Genomic DNA, 17270 nt, shown 5'->3' on the forward strand with positions numbered 1-17270 from the left:
TGCTGTCTATTTTGTGATACTCATTTTTTTATTTAAAAATTCTTCTTTTTTTCCTTGACATTTTATAACTGGTCTTAATTAATATTTATTTTCCAATTTTATTTTTTCAAAAAAATTTCTGCTTTATACAGAATAAAAAGTAAACTTTTCTCCGGCTTTTATTTTTCCGGTTAACAATCCGTTATCACATACAAAGCCTAGCACATTTACCCTGTAATCCGGCGGAAGATCTTTTTTTACTATCTGAAGGCTTCCGGCATATCTGCCGTAATGCTTGTTATCTATAGTTACAGTTCCCGTTGTTCTTATCCCTGTATTAAAAGCAGCAGTTTCTCCTGTCTTGTACATTCTTTCCGAACGTATTACATCTTCTGCGGCATCAGACCTCTGTGTATGCTCCTGAAATAAAAAATCCTCATATTTTTCTTTGGCTTCTTTATACAGCAAAACCGGAAGAATCCATTCTCCCTTTTTTATTTTTCCCAAAACTTCCAACTCCTCCCCGCTTGCCATACTATCTCCGATTAATATAACATCTGTTCCGGCATACAGCAATTCCTGCGCACTGGCAAGAATGTGAACATTCCTGTGTGATTCCACAGTGGGAAGCCCTTCGTATAAAGGGCCGCGGCGAAATTTCCCGCTTGGTACAAAAGCCATTGTCTTTAGTCCGGCTTTTTTAAAAAAAGTATTTCTCTCTATCAGAAGTTCCAGCGATATTCCTGTGTTATTTTCTGGGATAATAATGTACATGCTAATTTCAAGGCTTTAAATGCCTTTTTGTCTGCTGTGTGTAGCCTTAAGATTGTGTGATATAATTCCATACATTTTATAGTAAAAAAGTCAGAAGCTAACAAAAACTCCTGATCTTTATTCCCCAAACTCCCTCTGAGGTCATTTTTGTGCCCATAAAACGTTTTTTATGGCAAAGGCTATCTTGTTTGAAGGAATTAAAATGGCTCTGAGAGAAGGAAAGGATAACATCAAATCAATGATGCTATCCCGAATTCTTTACTTAATCTACTAAATATACATTAAAAGGCTTAGAAACTCCTCCTACTGAATATTGTTCAACCTCTTTGCTCCACCATGGAAGAACTGTATTTTCAAAAGTATGAACAATATTTTCTTTTACAACAGGCTCTTCTTGAGTGCGCCACTTTTTTACAAAACCCTAAAATTAGAATTGGATCTCAATGTTATCAATATCTTTGGTAACTTTTTTTATTAAGTTCAATATTTCTTTTAATTCATCTATATATTTATCTTCGATATTATTTAGGAGATATTCTGATGTTATGATGTGAACTTCAGTTATTAATTTTTTCTTCTATCATAAGAGCTAGAAAAACAGATTAAAGTGACTCCCAAAAATTGGACAATTATTTTAAAAATTCTGTTTTATAAGTCTGAATATCTGTTCTGCTGTTTTTTCTACCAGTCTTTGTGCATTTTTTGTATCCATAGCTTCTCCAAGAGTCATTGGTGAATCTATTATTGAAAAAGCTGCTGTAATTCCGCAGTCATATATATTACCTATCTCATCATCAACACTTCCGCCTATTGCTATAACAGGAATTCCATATTTTTTAGCCAGCTTTGCCACTCCTGACGGTGTTTTTCCCATTGCTGACTGAAAATCTATTCTTCCTTCTCCTGTAATAACATAATCTGAACCGTTTATCTTATTTTCCAATTCTATTTTTTCAGTAATGATATCTATTCCTGGTTTCAATTCTGAATTAAAAAAGGCCGTAAATGCACCTCCAAGTCCCCCTGCTGCTCCTGAACCGGAAATATTTGAAATATCAGTTTTTCTTATTTTTTCTATCACATTTGAAAAATTTCTCATGCCGTCATCAAGTACTTTTATTATATCACTGGTAGCACCTTTTTGCTTTCCGTATACATGTGCAGCACCGTTAGTCCCGTAAAAAGGATTATCTACATCGCATGCAATCAGAAATTTTGCTTCCGATAATTCTTTCATGACTTTATCATCTTTAAAACTTCTTATATTAATGAGATTTTCTCCATTTGCTTCCAATTCATTCCCGTTTTCATCAAGAAATATATATCCAAGAGCTGAGAGCATCCCTGTACCTGCATCATTAGTCGCACTTCCCCCGATTCCTATAATAAACTCTCTACATCCTTTTTCAAGAGCATCTTTTATCAGCTCACCTGTTCCGAATGTTGTAGCTTTTAGAGGATTACGTTCGTCCACGCTGAGAAGCGGAAGTCCGCTTGCTGCTGCCATTTCTATTACTGCTGTTTTCCCGTCTCCGGAAATGCCGTAAAATGAATCTATGTCACGCATCAAAGGATCCTTCACTTTAATATTAATCATTTTTCCATCCAGATTATCTATTAGTGCTTTTACTGTTCCTTCCCCACCGTCTGCAAGAGGAATTTTTATGAATTCGACATCTTTATATACCTTTTTTACACCTTTTTCAAATGCTGCTGCTACTTCCAATGATGTCATACTGCCTTTAAATGAATCTATTGCTGCTGTTACTTTCATTTTTTTATTCCTCCTAGTATTATATAGTCATAGCAAAATTCTTTACTAATTCAAGAATGTAAGCTATGCTGTTTTAGATACTGTGGATTAGTAGATTCCTCCTACCAGTTAATGGTTTAATCAAGGCTCTAGCCACAGTCTCTTTGTTTATTTGTTAATTAGTTAGATACCGCATGACGGTTTATTTAGAACAAGGAGAGTTCTCATGATTTACATAGGAATTGATGTCGCCAAAGACAAACATGATTGCTTTATTACCAACTCAGATGGTGAAATATTTTGTAGAGTATTTTCTATCCATAATAACCGGCAAGGGTTTGATTCCCTTTATCAAAAAATAGAATCCATATGCGAAGACTTAAGCAAAGTAAGAGTTGGGTTAGAAGCTACCGGACACTACAGCTACAATCTTTTAGGGTATCTTCTTGATAAAGGTCTTACTACCTTTGTCATTAATCCTTTACATACAAGTCTATATAGAAAAAGTCTTAGTCTCAGAAAGATGAAAACAGATAAAGTTGATGCCCATACAATTGCTACTATGTTAATGTCCGATGTTAACTTAAAGTCTTATTCAGATACTTCTCACCATAATGAAGAATTGAAGTCACTAACCCGTTATCGTTTTGATAAAGTTAAACAAAGGGCTAAACTTAAAGGTTCCATTTCTAGACTGGTTACAATCCTTTTTCCTGAATTGGAAAAATTGGTTTCTTCTCTTCATTTAGGTACAATTTATGATCTGTTTTATGAATTTCCAAGTGCACAGGCAATCGCTCATGCTCATTTGACAAAACTTACAAATCTACTCAGTAAATCTTCTAAAGGTAAGTTTAACAAAGATACAGCCTTTATTCTTAAAGAAGCCGCAAAGACCTCTATTGGTTCAAATATGCCTGCTAAATCCCTTGAGCTAAGGCATACTATTAAACTGATTCATGAGCTCACCTCTGAAATTGAGGAAATCGAATTAGCTATTAAATCCATCATGGATGAAATCAATTCACCTATTTTATCTATCCCAGGTATTAGTTATCGTATGGGAGCCATGATTCTTGCTGAAATTGGTGACTTCACTAGATTTAATTCTCCAGATAAAATTCTTGCTTATTCCGGATTATCTCCATCGACTTATCAATCAGGACAGCTGGAATCTTCATATTCTCGTATGGAAAAACGTGGCTCAAGGTACCTTAGATATGCTTTATTCAATGCAACCAAATTTGTTTGTTATTGGGATCCGGTTTTTGCTGCTTATCTGGCTAAAAAACGCTCAGAGGGTAAACATTACAATGTTGCTGTTTCTCATGCAGCTAAAAAACTTATCAGAATAATTTTTCACCTTGAAAAAACTGGTCAACTTTACAATAAAGTAACTTAGATTTTTTGTTTTAAGTCTCTTTTTTGAGCATCTGCAGTGATGCTCTGTTTGTCATGCAATTTTTTTGTGCTCCCGTTACAGATAAAATTCTATTGCTTAATTCCATTTTTTTCTTGACTTTTAATAGTTAGTCTTGTGATATATTAAGGCTATTAAGGGCAACCTATAACCCGAAATATTTACTTTTTCTCTTTAATAGGGGATAATTGTATTATTAGATTGAGAGGTTTTTCGTCTCCTTCTTGAGATTTATTTTCGTTGATAAGACTGATTCCTCTTTCTTATTAAATACAATATTATTCAGTTATAGGATAAATTTTGTATTTTGTCAATTTAATTTTATATTTTCTTATTAGATTTTTTGGCAACGAAAGGGAAATAAAAAGTAAGCAGCGTTACATGATATCTTCAATTGTAATAATATTTTTAACACTCAATTATTTTTTTATTTCTGGATTGGAAAGTTAAAATTTGTGAAGAATCGAAAAAATATTCGGGCTTTTGTGTAAATTTTAAGAAATAAATAAAAACAGGGACGAAAATCCCTGTTTTTTTCTTTCAATATAAGTAGTTAAAAAAATTATGATTTTTTTTCATTATATCCGAGTTTATTTGATATTTCTTTTGCAGTGTTTATAATTAATGGCAGAATTTCTGAAATTTTTTCATCTGACATTCTAAAAATAGGTCCTGTTATACTTATGGTAGCAATTATCTTAGAAGTATAATCTGTTATGGGAACCGCAACACATTTTGCACCAATTTCACATTCTTCATTATCAATGGCATATCCCTGTTGTGAAACGAGAACAAGCTCTTTCTGAAGGTCATACAAAGTAGTAATGGTATTTTCTGTAAATTTAGGCAGCCCCATTTTCTCCACGAAATTTACTACCTGAGAATCATCATACTGTGAAAGAAATAATTTCCCTACTCCTGTACAATGCATGGGGGATGAATTGCCGATACGCTGCATAGTTTTTACTATCTGATCAATACCTTCCACCACTTCTACATACACTATATAAGATGATTGCTCTATAGCCAGACAAACAGATTCTCCAAGCATTTTACTTAAATTTCTCATAAACGGCAGTGCTATTTTCCTCATACTTTTTTTAGAAGCTACAAGATTAGAGACACCGCATATTTTATAGGTTAAATCATATTTTGAAGTGTCTTTGTCCTGCTCTATGTATCCAGAATTAAGTAAGGAATTAAGAAATCTTAGTACAGTACTGGGACTCATTTTCAAATCTTTTGCAATATCCTGTAGTCTGCATGCTTCAGGCTGTTTAGCTATGTATTCTATAATTGAAAGAACTTTTTCAGCCGACTGGTTGGCAAGTGTTCCTTTAGTCTCTTCCACTTTTATCAACTCCAATTAATCTTGATGGAAATATTTTAACATGTAATAAAAGAAAAGACAATTTTTTAATGAAAGACTTTTATTTATGAAAAATTAATGTTTGATAAAAATAAAATAGTTATATTGACAAATAGAAAATATGTTATATAATTATGATATACACAAAATGAAATTCAATTTCATTTATTGAAATTGAAGGAAAGGGATATTTTATGGAAAGAAAAGGTAATTGGAAAAAATGGGTTACTCTTGCACTTTGTGGTATTGCAGGAAGTGTGATCTATAAACTTCCGTATATGAGGGAGACGTATTATGCTGCTATGCAGGAAGCAACTGGTGCAAGTAATGCACAACTGGGATTTCTTATGAGTGCATATGGACTGGTAAATTTTTTGCTGTATCTTCCGGGAGGCTGGGCAGCCGATAAATTTTCGGCAAGAAAACTTATGACATTTTCTTTAGTTTCTACAGGTATTACAGGTTTTTACTATGCTACATTTCCACCGTATATTATGATTGTTTTATTACATGCATTATGGGCTGTTACTACTGTGTTTACATTTTGGGCAGTCTGTGTACGGATCATAAGAAACCTGGGGGAAAGCACTGAGCAAGGAAGACTGTATGGCTTCTGGTATCTTGGGAAAGGGCTTACTTCAATGGTTCTGGGCTTTATATCTGTTCCTATTTTTGCGAACTTCGGGGAAGGTGTGCCGGGATTGAAATCGACAATAATTTTTTATTCAATTGTAACAATTCTAACCGGTTTATTATCATGGTTTATAATAGATGACGATACACAGGAAGCTGAGAAAAGTACATTTAAAGTAAGTGATATGAAAGAAGTATTGAAAATGCCGGCTATGTGGCTAGCAGGAATTGTAACATTCAGCATGTGGAGTATTTATATAGGATTTGGAATGGTTACTCCTTATCTGACACAGGTGTTTCATATGGGCGAATCTAAAGTGGCACTTGCAAGTATATTAAGAGCTTATATACTATTCGCAATAGGAGGTCTTATAGGAGGACAGCTTGCTGACAGGTTCAAATCCAGAACGAGATTCATGATATATGCATTTGTTGGAATGATAATTTTTACTATAGTTTATATTATGATTCCGGGAGATTCAAAGTTTATTACTCTGGCATTAATTAATATGGTGGCTCTGGGATCATTTATATACTGTGCGAACGCAGTTTTCTTTTCAATAATAGATGAGGTAAATATACCTAAAAAAGTTACGGGTACTGCAGCCGGACTCTTATCACTCCTGACATATTTTCCAGAAATATACTGTTATACAATGGTAGGAAATATGGTAGATAGAAATCCGGGAATAAGCGGATTCAGAAATGTTTTTTTCTTTATGCTCGGCTGTAGTATTTGTGGGCTGATAGCAGCTCTTATATTACAAAAAATAAATAAAAATAATAAAGTGAAAAATACGGCGTGAAAGTATAATTTTATAAAGATGACATTTCAAAAACTGTGAAAATATTTGTTTCAGGAGGAATTTGTGTGAAAGAGAAACTTAGTATAGACAGGCAGATAGTTATTCCAAGTGTTTTATTAATAATAATTTTAAGTGTATCTTTTTTATTCTTCAATTATAAGGATAAAGGAATTTTAGAAAATATCTTTAATTTTGTAACTGAGTATTTAGGCGGGGGTTATTTAATATTTATTTTTTCCATAATATTGCTGCTGATTTATATAGTATTCACTAAAATAGGTGATATAAAACTGGGAAGTTTTGAGCCGGAACATTCTACTTTAAGCTGGATAAGCATGTTATTTTGTGCGTGTATAGGATCAAGTATTCTATACTGGGGGCTGATAGAGTGGGCATATTATTTTATGTCACCGCCGTTTGGAATGAAAAAAATGTCTTCCGGAGCGGCAGAGGCCTCAGTAGCGTACACAATGTTTCACTGGGGAATAAGCGGATGGGCATCATACAGCATCGCAGCTGTAATAATTGGTTATTATTTTTATGTAAAAAAAATACCTTCATTTAAAATAAGTGTTTCATGTAAATTTTCAGATCAAAAAAATGAAAGTATAGCTGGAAAAATAGTAGATATTTTTATCATAACAGGACTTGTTTGCGGAGTTGCAGTTTCTGTTACACTGGGAACACCGATGATATCAGAAGGGCTGAAAGAATTATTCGGTATTCAGCCTACCGTGGCAGGGAATATTATGATAGCAATATTTTGGGCGGGATTATTTGCTACCAGCGCAGTCTCCGGAATAGATAAGGGAATAAAATTATTAAGCAATATTAATTCTATAATGGTGGTATGTTTTGCCCTGTTTTTTCTTTTGGCCGGCTCAACAACTTTTATTTTAAATAACACAGTAAACAGTATAGGATATATGTTTCAAAATTTTATAAAAATGAGTTTTTATACAGATCCTGTGGGAAAATCTTCTTTTCCGCAGCAGTGGACAATTTTTTACTGGGCGTGGTGGATATCATACATGCCTATAATGGGACTTTTTATAGCAAATATATCAAAAGGAAGAACAATACGTCAGGTTGTAGTAGGGACTACAGTTTTTGGAAGTATGGGCTGCTGGTTTTTACAGTCAATTTTTGGAAGTTATGCTCTGAGTCTCCAGATTTCCGGACAGCTTGATACAGTGGGGATTATAAATAAACATGGAAACTATACAGCTATAATGGCAATTCTTAATACACTTCCATATTCCAAAATAGCAATTGCGGTTTTTATAATTTTGTCTTTTATATTTTTAACGACTACCTGTGATTCTTCGGCATATATTCTGGCAACTATATCTACACGTAAAATAAAAATAGGGCAGGAACCCACAAAGGTAAGCAGGCTTTTATGGAGCATTGCTATAATAATACTTCCTGTTGTACTTCTTATAGTAGGAGGGATAAATACCGTGAAACTAGTGTCTGTTCTTGGCTCAGTTCCACTTTTGATAATTTTGCTTAAAATGATTGTTAATTTTATTAAAGATGTAAAAAAAGATATTAATACCGGAGGATGAATTATGAAAATGATAAAAGAGTTAGCCAGAGAAACAGAGGTTCTAGCAGAAGTAGATGTTTTGGTAGTAGGAAGCGGACCCTCAGGACTTGCAGCTGCAATAGGTGCAGCGAGAGAAGGTGCCGATACTTTAATTTTAGAAAGATATGGGTGCTTTGGGGGAGTAATAACGCAGGTAGGAGTAGAAGGTTTTGCATGGTACAGACATAAGGAAACTATAGAAGCCGGCGGACTTGTTCCAGAATTTGAGAATAAATTCAAAGATATTGCTGGTGCGAATCCTGAATGTCAGTCGGAAAGTCAGGCACTGGATGCTGAAATGTTTAAATATGTTGCAGATGAAATGATACTGGAAAATAATATAAAACCACTTTTGCATTGTACAGCTGTGGATGTAATAATTGAAGATAATATAATTAAAGGAATAATCACTGAAAGTAAATCAGGAAGACTTGTTATTCTGGCTAAGAGAGTGATTGACTGTACAGGTGATGCAGATATAGCTGCTTTGGCTGGGGCACCATACCTAAAAGCTACTAAAAATGAACTAATGAGTGTAACTACGATGTTTCACTGTAAAAACGTGGATATAGACAGATTTAATGATTATGTGAAAAATGATTTGAAACCCACTTATAAGGACTGGGGGGGGTATTGGTCAATAGAAACAACAGGCAAAGAAGATGACTTATTCAGCCCTTATTTTGAAAAACCTTTTGTGGAAGGTGCAGAAGAAGGAATTGTACCTAAAGAGGAAGATGTCTGTCTTGGAGGAACATGGAGTTCTGTAACTCCTGAGGGTGAGGTAACACAGTTAAATGTTGTTTTCATTTCCAATATAGACTGTACAGATGTAAAAGATCTTACAAAGGCAGAAATAGCGGGAAGGAGAAATGCCTTGTATTCTGTAGAGATACTTAGAAATAAAGTACCGGGATTTGAAAATGCAAAGTTAAGAAATTTTGGTATGACACTTGGAACAAGGGAATCAAGGAAGATAGAGGGGCATTATTCACTGACAAAATATGATGTTATGAATCAGCAGAAATTCGAGGATTCTATAGCTATTTTCCCGGAATTTATTGATGGAGTAGGGTATTTGATAAAACCAACAACAGGAAGATATTATCAAATTCCTTACAGATGTATTTTGCCTCAGAAAATAGATAATCTTCTGGTAGCCGGAAGAAGTATAAGCGGAGATAAAATAGCACATGTATCTTTTAGAAATATGGCATGCTGTGTAGCAACAGGACAGGCAGCCGGAATAGCAGCAGCAGTTTCAATAAAAGAAGGAACCACTACTGCAAATACAGATGTAAAAAAGATTCAGGAATCTCTTATTAATCAAGGAATAAGAATTTTTTAGCATTAATTCAAAATAAAATTTTAGAAACAGATGTAATTTAAAAATTTTATAGATATTTCTTTTAAATTCAAAAGTAATATGTTATAATTTTTTGAAATTCAATTTCAAATAATGGAATAAAAAATACAAAAAAGATTTTTCGGAGGTAATAACATGAATGTATCAGAAATAATTGTAAAAATTCTCGAAAAAGAGGGAATTAGCGATGCTTTTGGCATACCAGGGGCAGGAATAAACGGTTTGTACAAATATCTTGAGAAAAGCAACAAAATAGATCATTATACTGTAAGGCATGAAGAGTGTGCAGTGCATGCTGCCGGAGGATATTACAGAGCAAGTGGAAAGATTGCAGCTGCTTTGTGTACTTCAGGACCCGGAGCTACGAACTTTGTGACAGGAATATATACGGCAAATATAGATTCTATTCCTATAATTGCTATTACAGGACAGGCAGTGACGAGCCAGCTCGGAAAAGATGCTTTTCAATGTGTGGACATAGCTAAAATATGTGAACCTATAGCTAAAGCTACATACTGTATAACTGATGTTTCTAATGTAGTAAAAACTTTTCAGGAGGCATTCAAAAAAGCAAGGGAAGGGAAGCCGGGTCCCGTGGTAATAGACTTGCCTCTGGATATACAGCTTGCAGATATAGATTATAATATGGAGGAGTATGAAGTATTAAACTATGATTTTCCAAAAGCAGAAGAAAAGGATATAAAAAAGGCTGTGGAAATGCTGAAAGAATCCGAAAGTCCCGTTATTATAATGGGAGGCGGAGTAGTACTTGCAGATTCCTGTGATCTTTTGGTAAAATTTGCGGAAAAAATGCAGATTCCTGTTATTACTACTTATATGGCAAAAGGAGGAATACCCGAAAATCACCCGTTAAATGCCGGACATGCAGGAATTCAGGTAGGACAGCCCATAGGAAACAAAGTTCTTTTGGATTCTGATCTGATATTGGGAGTAGGTTGCCGTTTTACAGACAGACATACCGGAGATATAAAAGTGTACAAAGGAAACAGAAAATTTATTCACATTAATATTGAAAAAAATGAGATAGATAAAATAATAAAAGCTGATTTGGGAATAGTTTCTGATGCTAAATATGCAGTAAAGGCACTTTTAAAAGAAGCAGAAACAGAAAGAAATACTGAATCATCTGATAAAAGGATTAAGGAATTACAAATTTTGAAAAAGGAACTGGAAAGAAAAACTGATTATAAGTGTGTTCCGATAAAACCGCAGAGAGTATTTAAAGAATTAAATGATTATTTTGATGATGAAATAATGTATACAACAGGATGCGGAATTACGCAGATATGGTCAGGACAGCTTCAAAAAATCAATAAACCGAGAAAATATCTGGCTTCAGGAGGTGCAGGGACTTTAGGATATGATATACCTACAGCTTTTGGTGCAATGATAGCAGATAAAGGAAGAAAAGCTGTTGCGGTTATGGGGGACTTCGGATTTACATTTCACGCGCAAGAACTGGCAGTAGCCGCAAAATATAAGGTTCCATTAATAGTAGTTTTAGTTAATAATGCTTATCTGGGGCTTATAAGGCAAAATCAAAAATATGCGTACGGATATGAATACGGGGTGGAAATGAAAGAAAACCATACAATGATGGATTATATCAAGGTTGCTGAAGGACTGGCATGTGCCGGAGAAAGAGTTTTTGAACCTGATAAAATAAAAGAAGCATTGGATAGAGCATATAAGTCGGAAGTCCCGTATATTATTGATATAGTAGTGGAAGAAGGGGCTGATTGTTCAATGGGAGTAGCCATCGATGCAATACGTGAGTTTGTATAAAATAAAAAATTACAGAAAAGGAGAGTTAGAATGAATGAGATGATACAGAAATATTTTAATATAGGTATAGTTCACTTTATGGCTTTTCCTGAAACAATAAAGGGTGAAGGTCCTATTCTGGAAACTGTGAAGAAAATAGCAAAAGATGAGTATTTTAACGCAATAGAAGTAACATGGATAAAAGATTCGAATACAAGAAGGCAGGTCAAAGAGGTGCTTGAGCAGGCACATATAAAGGTCTGCTACGGAGCACAGCCAAGGCTTTTGACAACAGGTCTTAATCCTAATCATATAATAGAAGAGGAAAGACAAAAGGCCGAAAAAACCCTGCTGGAAGCTATTGATGAAGCAGAAGAACTGGGAGCTAAAGGAATTGCTTTTTTAGCAGGAAAATATGAAGAAGAAACTAAAAAAGAAGCCTTTGAACAATTGTTGAAAACTACAAAAAATCTTTGTGATTATGCAAAAAAGAAGGATATGAATATTGTTTTGGAAGTTTTTGATTTTGATTTGGATAAAAAATCATTAATAGGGCCTGCACCTTATGCACTTAAATTCGCAGAGGCAATGAGGGAATATACAAATAATTTCGGACTGATGGTAGATCTTTCACATATTCCTCAGACTTATGAGTCTTCAAAATTTGTTTTGGAAGTTCTAAAGCCTTATATAGTGCACTTTCATATAGGGAATGGGGTTTTGAATAGTGAGGCAGAGGCTTTCGGAGATACACATCCGAGATTTGGTTTCCCAAATAGTGAAAATGATATAAATGAAGTACTGGAATTCTTAAAATGTATTAAGAACACAGGTTTTTTAGACCCGGAAAATCCTATGGTACTTTCATTTGAAGTAAAACCCTGGAAAGATGAGGATCCTGACATCATTATTGCTAATTCAAAGAGAGTTTTGAACAGAGCATGGTCATTATTATAATTATTTCATAATAAAGGAGAAATACATGAGAAAAATTGTAGTTTTAGATGGTTATACGCTGAATCCCGGCGATTTGTCATGGAGCAGCCTTGAGAAGCTCGGTGAATTAAAAGTATACGACAGAACGGAAAAAAAAGATGTCATAGAAAGAATAGGAAATGCTGAATATATTTTTACCAATAAAACGCTAATAACCAAAGAAATTTTGGATGCATGTCCCAACATAAAATTTATAGGAGTACTCGCTACAGGATATAATGTAGTGGATTTTGAAGAAGCAGGAAAAAGAAATATACCTGTGTGTAATATTCCTACTTATGGAACAGCGGCAGTCGCACAGTTTGTTTTTGCCCTTCTTTTGGAAATATGCAACGGGGTGGGACATCATAATGAGGCAGTAAAAGCAGGGAAATGGAGTGAGTGTCCGGATTTTTGTTTCTGGGACACGCCGCAGATAGAGCTGGACGGGAAGACTATGGGAATAATCGGCTTTGGAAGAATAGGGCAAAATACTGCAAAACTGGCAAATGCTTTTGGTATGAAAGTACTGGCATATGATAAAAATAAAATAGAAGGAATCGAAAATGAAAATCTAAAATATTCTGAATTGGATGAATTATTTAGAAAATCTGATGTAATAAGTCTTCATTGTCCTCTGTTCCCTGAAACAGAAGGAATTATAAATAAAGACAATATAGAAAAGATGAAAAACAGTGTAATAATAATAAATACATCAAGAGGACCACTTATAGTGGAAAAAGATTTGAAAGAAGGGCTTGAAGCTGGAAAAGTCTATGCTGCAGCAATAGATGTGGTATCAAAAGAACCGATAGAGCCGGATAATATATTGCTTAACTGCGAAAAAGCTATTATTACTCCTCATATTGCTTGGGCTCCGAAAGAGTCAAGGGAGAGATTGTTAAATATAGCAGTAGAAAATTTAGACTCTTTTATAAAAGGTAAAATAAAAAACGCAGTAAATATGTAAATTTCTAAATATATCAAAATTTAAAATATAGAGAGGCGGAAAAATATGAAAAAAATATTGATATCTCCTTCAAGATATGTTCAAGGTTTTGGAGAATTGGAAAATCTGGGAGGTTATGTAGAAGAGCTGGGTAAGAAGGCGCTTTTGATTTCTCATCAGGAAGACTACAACAGAGTAAAAGCAGGAATAGAAAAGGCTTTTTCAATGACAGAAATGATCTACGGCGGTTTTAGCGGAGAATGTTCTAAAAAAGAAATAGAAAGATTGGAAAATGTATTAAAGGAAGCCGGGAGTGATGTAGTTATAGGTCTTGGCGGGGGAAAGTCTCTTGATACGGCGAAAGCAGTGGCTATGAAAGCCGGACTTCCTGTTATAGTAGTTCCTACTATAGCATCTACAGATGCTCCGTGCAGTTCACTTGCCGTTATTTATACTGAAAACGGAGAATTCGAAGAATATATGTTCTTTAAAAATAATCCAAATCTGGTCTTGGTGGATACAGATATTATTGCGAAAGCCCCTGTGCGTTTTTTAGTTGCAGGAATAGGAGACGCACTAGCAACAAAGTTTGAGGCAAGAGCCTGCGAAAGGGCAAATGCCAATAATATTCCCGGAGGGAAGAGTACTAAAATGGCAGTTGCTGCTGCGAATGCCTGTTATGATATACTTCTGGAAGACGGATTAAAAGCAAAGCTTGCCTGTGAATCTAATGTTGTTACCCAGTCACTGGAAAATATAGTTGAGGCCAATATACTTCTTTCAGGTTTGGGGTTTGAGAGTAGCGGTCTTGCGGGAGCACATGCCATTCATGATGGTTTGACAGTTATTGAAGAAACACATAGATTTTTTCACGGCGAAAAGGTAGCTTTTGGAGTCTTAGTTCAGCTTGTACTGGAAAATGCAAAAAAAGCCGAGATTGAAGAAGTAATGAGTTTTTGTAAATTATTGGGACTGCCGACATGTCTGAAAGATCTGGGAGTAAATGAAATAAATCATGAAAAGCTTATGGAAGCTGCCAAAATGGCTTGTGATCCGGCAGATACAATGGGAAACATGCCTTTTACAGTAACACCTTATGATGTTTATTCAGCTATACTGACTGCTGATAAACTTGGAAGCAGAAAATAAAAAGAAAAGTTCTTTGATTATACAGAATCTAAAAAGAACATAAATGTTTTATTTGATTATTACGGCTTTTGAAATTAATTTTCAGATTTCACTCTGAGTATTTTAGTTTTAGCCGGGAAAAAATGTTGGAAGCTTTTTAAATATATAGTTTGAAATAGGAGATAGGATGGAAAACAAAAATAATCTGGTGGGAATAGTAGTAGTATCTCATAATAAGCAGCTGGCACAGGAAATTATAAATTTTGCAAAAGAAATGCAACACTGTGATTTTGCTATAGAAAATGGAGGTGGTCTTGAAGGAGATACATACGGGACAAATCCTTTGAGAATTCTTGAAGCATTAAAAAAAGCTGACAGAGGAAGCGGTGTTTTAATATTTTTAGATATGGGAAGTGCTGTAATGAATGTTGAAATGGCGCTTGAGATGTTTGGCAGCGAAGGAGAAGCCAGAGTAGCCGATGTACCTCTCGTAGAGGGAGTGATAGCAGCTGTTGCCGGAAATTTTCAGGGAGTTACACTGGATGAGCTTGAAGAAATAGCAGAAGAAAGTAAAACTTTTAACAAAAAAAATAATTAATTTTGGGGTGTAATTAGAAATGAAAAAACTAATAAATAAATTGGAAGATATTGTAAAAGAGATGCTTGAAGGTATTGTTGCTTCTAATTCTGAGAAATTAAGAAAAGTAGAAAATTTTAATGTAATAGCAAGAAAAGAGAAGAAAAATAAAGTGGGTCTTGTAAGCGGAGGAGGAAGCGGTCATGAACCTGCACATGCAGGATTTGTAGGGTATGGAATGCTGGATGCAGCTGTAGCCGGTGAGGTTTTTACTTCACCTACTCCTGATCAGGTATTAGAAGGGATAAAAGCGGCAGATAGCGGTAAAGGCGTGTTTCTTATAATAAAAAATTATACCGGAGATGTAATGAACTTTGAAATGGCGGCGGAAATGGCAGAGGCAGAAGGAATAAAAGTAGAAAAGATAATAGTGGGTGATGATATAGCAGTAGAAAACAGCACTTATACTATAGGTAAGAGAGGAATAGCAGGCACTCTTTTTGTTCATAAAATATCCGGTTCAGCAGCAGAAGATGGTGCAGATTTGGTTGAGGTAAAAAGAATAGGGGAAAAAACAGTAGCTAATCTGGTATCTATGGGTATGTCTCTTGGAGCATGTACTGTACCGGCTGTGGGAAAACCCGGATTTGAACTTGGAGAAAATGAGGTGGAAATAGGTTTAGGAATACACGGGGAGCCCGGAACAAACAGAGAGAATCTGAAATCTGCGGATGAGCATACAGAATACTTAATGAATTTGCTTCTGAAGGAGCAGGGGCTGGAAAGTGGAAGTGAAGTTGCCGTTATGGTAAACGGTCTCGGCGGAACACCGATGATGGAATTATATATAATAAATAATAAAATCAGAAAAATATTGGAAGAGCAAAAAATTAGCATAAATAAAATGCTGGTGGGAAATTATATGACAGCACTGGAAATGCCGGGCTTTTCAATTACGATTTTAAAGCTTGATGATGAATTGAAAAAATATCTGAATTTTAAAACAGAGGTAGGTATTTTTTCATAATAAATTTTATGACACGGGAGTGTAAGATCATGAATGAAATTAACGAAACCTTTTTAGAATTGCTTGAAAAAATATCTGATGCAATTATTGAAAACGAAAGTATGCTCACAGAACTGGACAGGAAAATAGGAGACAGTGATCACGGTATAAATATGAAAAGGGGTTTTGAGGCAGTAAAAAAAGAGATAGATACTTATAAAGATATTCCGATTTCAGATATATTGACTAAATGTGCAATGACACTGATAACAAATGTGGGGGGAGCATCAGGACCGCTTTACGGAACTGCCTTTATGAAAGCAGGAATGGAACTGAAGGGGAAAAGCAATGAAGAAGTTTTACAGAATGAGGTTCTTTATGAAGCTTTTTCGGCAGCAGTGAAAGGAGTAAAAGATCGCGGAAAAGCTGAAATAGGAGATAAAACGATGATAGATGTTTTGGAGCCGGTTATGGAAGAATTTGGGAAATTTCAAAACTGCAAAGATAAAAGGCAAATAATGGAACATTTAGAAGAAGTAGGAAGAGAAAAACTGGAGTACACTAAAATGATAGCCGCTAAAAAAGGACGGGCAAGCTATCTGGGAGAGAGGAGCATAGGAACAGAAGATCCGGGGGCCTGCTCCAGTTATATAATTTTAAAAACCATAAAGGATAATCTGAAATAGCAGTTTATTAAAAAGATTTTTCAAACTTTCGGGAAATTTAATATTGAATTTCCCGAAGGTTTTTTGTTTGTAAGCTAGTTAGATCAATAGCTTTGGTTTGAATAAAGTAATGGAATTTTATATATTTTGAAATAGTTAGGGGGTACTTTACCATACTTGAGTGCGCCACTTTTTTACAAAACCCTAAAATTAGAATTGGATCTCAATGTTATCAATATCTTTGGTAACTTTTTTTATTAAGTTCAATATTTCTTTTAGCTCGTCTATATAATCGTCATCAATATTATTTAAAAGATACTCTAAATTTTTATTATTATTCTAATTTATAATTAATTTAAATGTTACTAATGAATAAGTGGATATATATTATTTGTCCCATCGTATTGAACTAATCATTTTTGGTGTTAGTATGAAAAAGTGGACACAAAAATCTTGATTGTGTAAACTAATTGAGAGAAGGCAGGTGTCCGAAA

14 protein-coding genes are annotated in these 17270 nt (G+C 34.6%); 11 read left to right on the forward strand and 3 right to left on the reverse strand.

Annotated elements, in window-relative coordinates:
- Positions 1-123: 123 nt before the first annotated feature.
- Both NK213_RS16105 and NK213_RS16110 read right to left on the reverse strand, forming a co-directional pair.
- A complete protein-coding gene (locus NK213_RS16105) occupies positions 124-753 on the reverse strand; it encodes a MupG family TIM beta-alpha barrel fold protein (protein ID WP_253350952.1) in 630 nt (209 codons plus the stop codon).
- A 634-nt stretch (positions 754-1387) separates the two neighbouring features.
- Complete coding sequence (locus NK213_RS16110; RefSeq protein ID WP_253350954.1) at positions 1388-2527, reverse strand: glycerate kinase; 1140 nt, start codon at positions 2525-2527, stop codon at positions 1388-1390.
- A gap of 205 nt (positions 2528-2732) precedes the next feature.
- On the opposite strand from NK213_RS16110, the gene NK213_RS16115 reads away from it, so the two are divergent.
- Positions 2733-3908 carry an IS110 family transposase gene (locus NK213_RS16115; protein WP_253350956.1) on the forward strand — a complete coding sequence of 392 codons (1176 nt, stop codon included), beginning with the start codon at positions 2733-2735 and terminating at the stop codon, positions 3906-3908.
- A 580-nt stretch (positions 3909-4488) separates the two neighbouring features.
- On the opposite strand, the gene NK213_RS16120 is transcribed toward NK213_RS16115, so the two are convergent.
- Entirely contained in the window at positions 4489-5277 is a 789-nt protein-coding gene (locus NK213_RS16120; protein ID WP_253350958.1) for an IclR family transcriptional regulator C-terminal domain-containing protein, read from the reverse strand.
- A 212-nt stretch (positions 5278-5489) separates the two neighbouring features.
- On the opposite strand from NK213_RS16120, the gene NK213_RS16125 reads away from it, so the two are divergent.
- From NK213_RS16125 to dhaL, 10 genes are all read left to right on the forward strand, one after another.
- Positions 5490-6734 (forward strand): MFS transporter, encoded by a 1245-nt coding sequence (locus NK213_RS16125; protein ID WP_253350960.1) that lies wholly within the window; start codon positions 5490-5492, stop codon positions 6732-6734.
- A gap of 65 nt (positions 6735-6799) precedes the next feature.
- A complete protein-coding gene (locus NK213_RS16130) occupies positions 6800-8305 on the forward strand; it encodes a BCCT family transporter (protein WP_253350970.1) in 1506 nt (501 codons plus the stop codon).
- Positions 8306-8308: 3 nt separating this feature from the next.
- Complete coding sequence (locus NK213_RS16135) at positions 8309-9673, forward strand: FAD-dependent oxidoreductase (protein WP_253350972.1); 1365 nt, start codon at positions 8309-8311, stop codon at positions 9671-9673.
- A gap of 153 nt (positions 9674-9826) precedes the next feature.
- On the forward strand, positions 9827-11497 hold the full coding sequence (locus NK213_RS16140) for a thiamine pyrophosphate-dependent enzyme (protein WP_253350974.1): 1671 nt from the start codon (positions 9827-9829) through the stop codon (positions 11495-11497).
- A gap of 30 nt (positions 11498-11527) precedes the next feature.
- A complete protein-coding gene (locus NK213_RS16145; RefSeq protein ID WP_253350976.1) occupies positions 11528-12433 on the forward strand; it encodes a sugar phosphate isomerase/epimerase in 906 nt (301 codons plus the stop codon).
- Between the two features lie 25 nt (positions 12434-12458).
- A complete protein-coding gene (locus NK213_RS16150) occupies positions 12459-13421 on the forward strand; it encodes a D-2-hydroxyacid dehydrogenase (RefSeq protein ID WP_253350978.1) in 963 nt (320 codons plus the stop codon).
- A 45-nt stretch (positions 13422-13466) separates the two neighbouring features.
- Positions 13467-14549 carry a glycerol dehydrogenase gene (locus NK213_RS16155; RefSeq protein WP_253350980.1) on the forward strand — a complete coding sequence of 361 codons (1083 nt, stop codon included), beginning with the start codon at positions 13467-13469 and terminating at the stop codon, positions 14547-14549.
- Positions 14550-14715: 166 nt separating this feature from the next.
- Positions 14716-15126, forward strand: a complete 411-nt coding sequence (gene dhaM / locus NK213_RS16160) for a dihydroxyacetone kinase phosphoryl donor subunit DhaM (protein WP_253350991.1) — start codon at positions 14716-14718, stop codon at positions 15124-15126.
- Between the two features lie 19 nt (positions 15127-15145).
- Positions 15146-16132: a dihydroxyacetone kinase subunit DhaK gene (dhaK, locus tag NK213_RS16165; protein WP_253350993.1), complete on the forward strand. Its 987-nt coding sequence runs from the start codon at positions 15146-15148 to the stop codon at positions 16130-16132.
- A gap of 29 nt (positions 16133-16161) precedes the next feature.
- Complete coding sequence (dhaL, locus tag NK213_RS16170; RefSeq protein ID WP_253351000.1) at positions 16162-16797, forward strand: dihydroxyacetone kinase subunit DhaL; 636 nt, start codon at positions 16162-16164, stop codon at positions 16795-16797.
- The last annotated feature ends 473 nt before the right edge of the window (positions 16798-17270 follow it).

Source organism: Sebaldella sp. S0638 (genome assembly GCF_024158605.1).
Taxonomy (GTDB): domain Bacteria; phylum Fusobacteriota; class Fusobacteriia; order Fusobacteriales; family Leptotrichiaceae; genus Sebaldella.

Excerpts from the sequence above, each read along its gene's own strand:
- NK213_RS16105 (WP_253350952.1), bottom strand. The coding sequence starts at position 753 with ATGTACATTATTATCCCAGAAAATAACACAGGAATATCGCTGGAACTT.
- NK213_RS16110 (WP_253350954.1), bottom strand. The coding sequence starts at position 2,527 with ATGAAAGTAACAGCAGCAATAGATTCATTTAAAGGCAGTATGACATCA.
- NK213_RS16115 (WP_253350956.1), top strand. The coding sequence starts at position 2,733 with ATGATTTACATAGGAATTGATGTCGCCAAAGACAAACATGATTGCTTT.
- NK213_RS16125 (WP_253350960.1), top strand. The coding sequence starts at position 5,490 with ATGGAAAGAAAAGGTAATTGGAAAAAATGGGTTACTCTTGCACTTTGT.
- NK213_RS16135 (WP_253350972.1), top strand. The coding sequence starts at position 8,309 with ATGAAAATGATAAAAGAGTTAGCCAGAGAAACAGAGGTTCTAGCAGAA.
- NK213_RS16140 (WP_253350974.1), top strand. The coding sequence starts at position 9,827 with ATGAATGTATCAGAAATAATTGTAAAAATTCTCGAAAAAGAGGGAATT.
- NK213_RS16145 (WP_253350976.1), top strand. The coding sequence starts at position 11,528 with ATGAATGAGATGATACAGAAATATTTTAATATAGGTATAGTTCACTTT.
- NK213_RS16150 (WP_253350978.1), top strand. The coding sequence starts at position 12,459 with ATGAGAAAAATTGTAGTTTTAGATGGTTATACGCTGAATCCCGGCGAT.
- NK213_RS16155 (WP_253350980.1), top strand. The coding sequence starts at position 13,467 with ATGAAAAAAATATTGATATCTCCTTCAAGATATGTTCAAGGTTTTGGA.
- dhaM (WP_253350991.1), top strand. The coding sequence starts at position 14,716 with ATGGAAAACAAAAATAATCTGGTGGGAATAGTAGTAGTATCTCATAAT.
- dhaK (WP_253350993.1), top strand. The coding sequence starts at position 15,146 with ATGAAAAAACTAATAAATAAATTGGAAGATATTGTAAAAGAGATGCTT.
- dhaL (WP_253351000.1), top strand. The coding sequence starts at position 16,162 with ATGAATGAAATTAACGAAACCTTTTTAGAATTGCTTGAAAAAATATCT.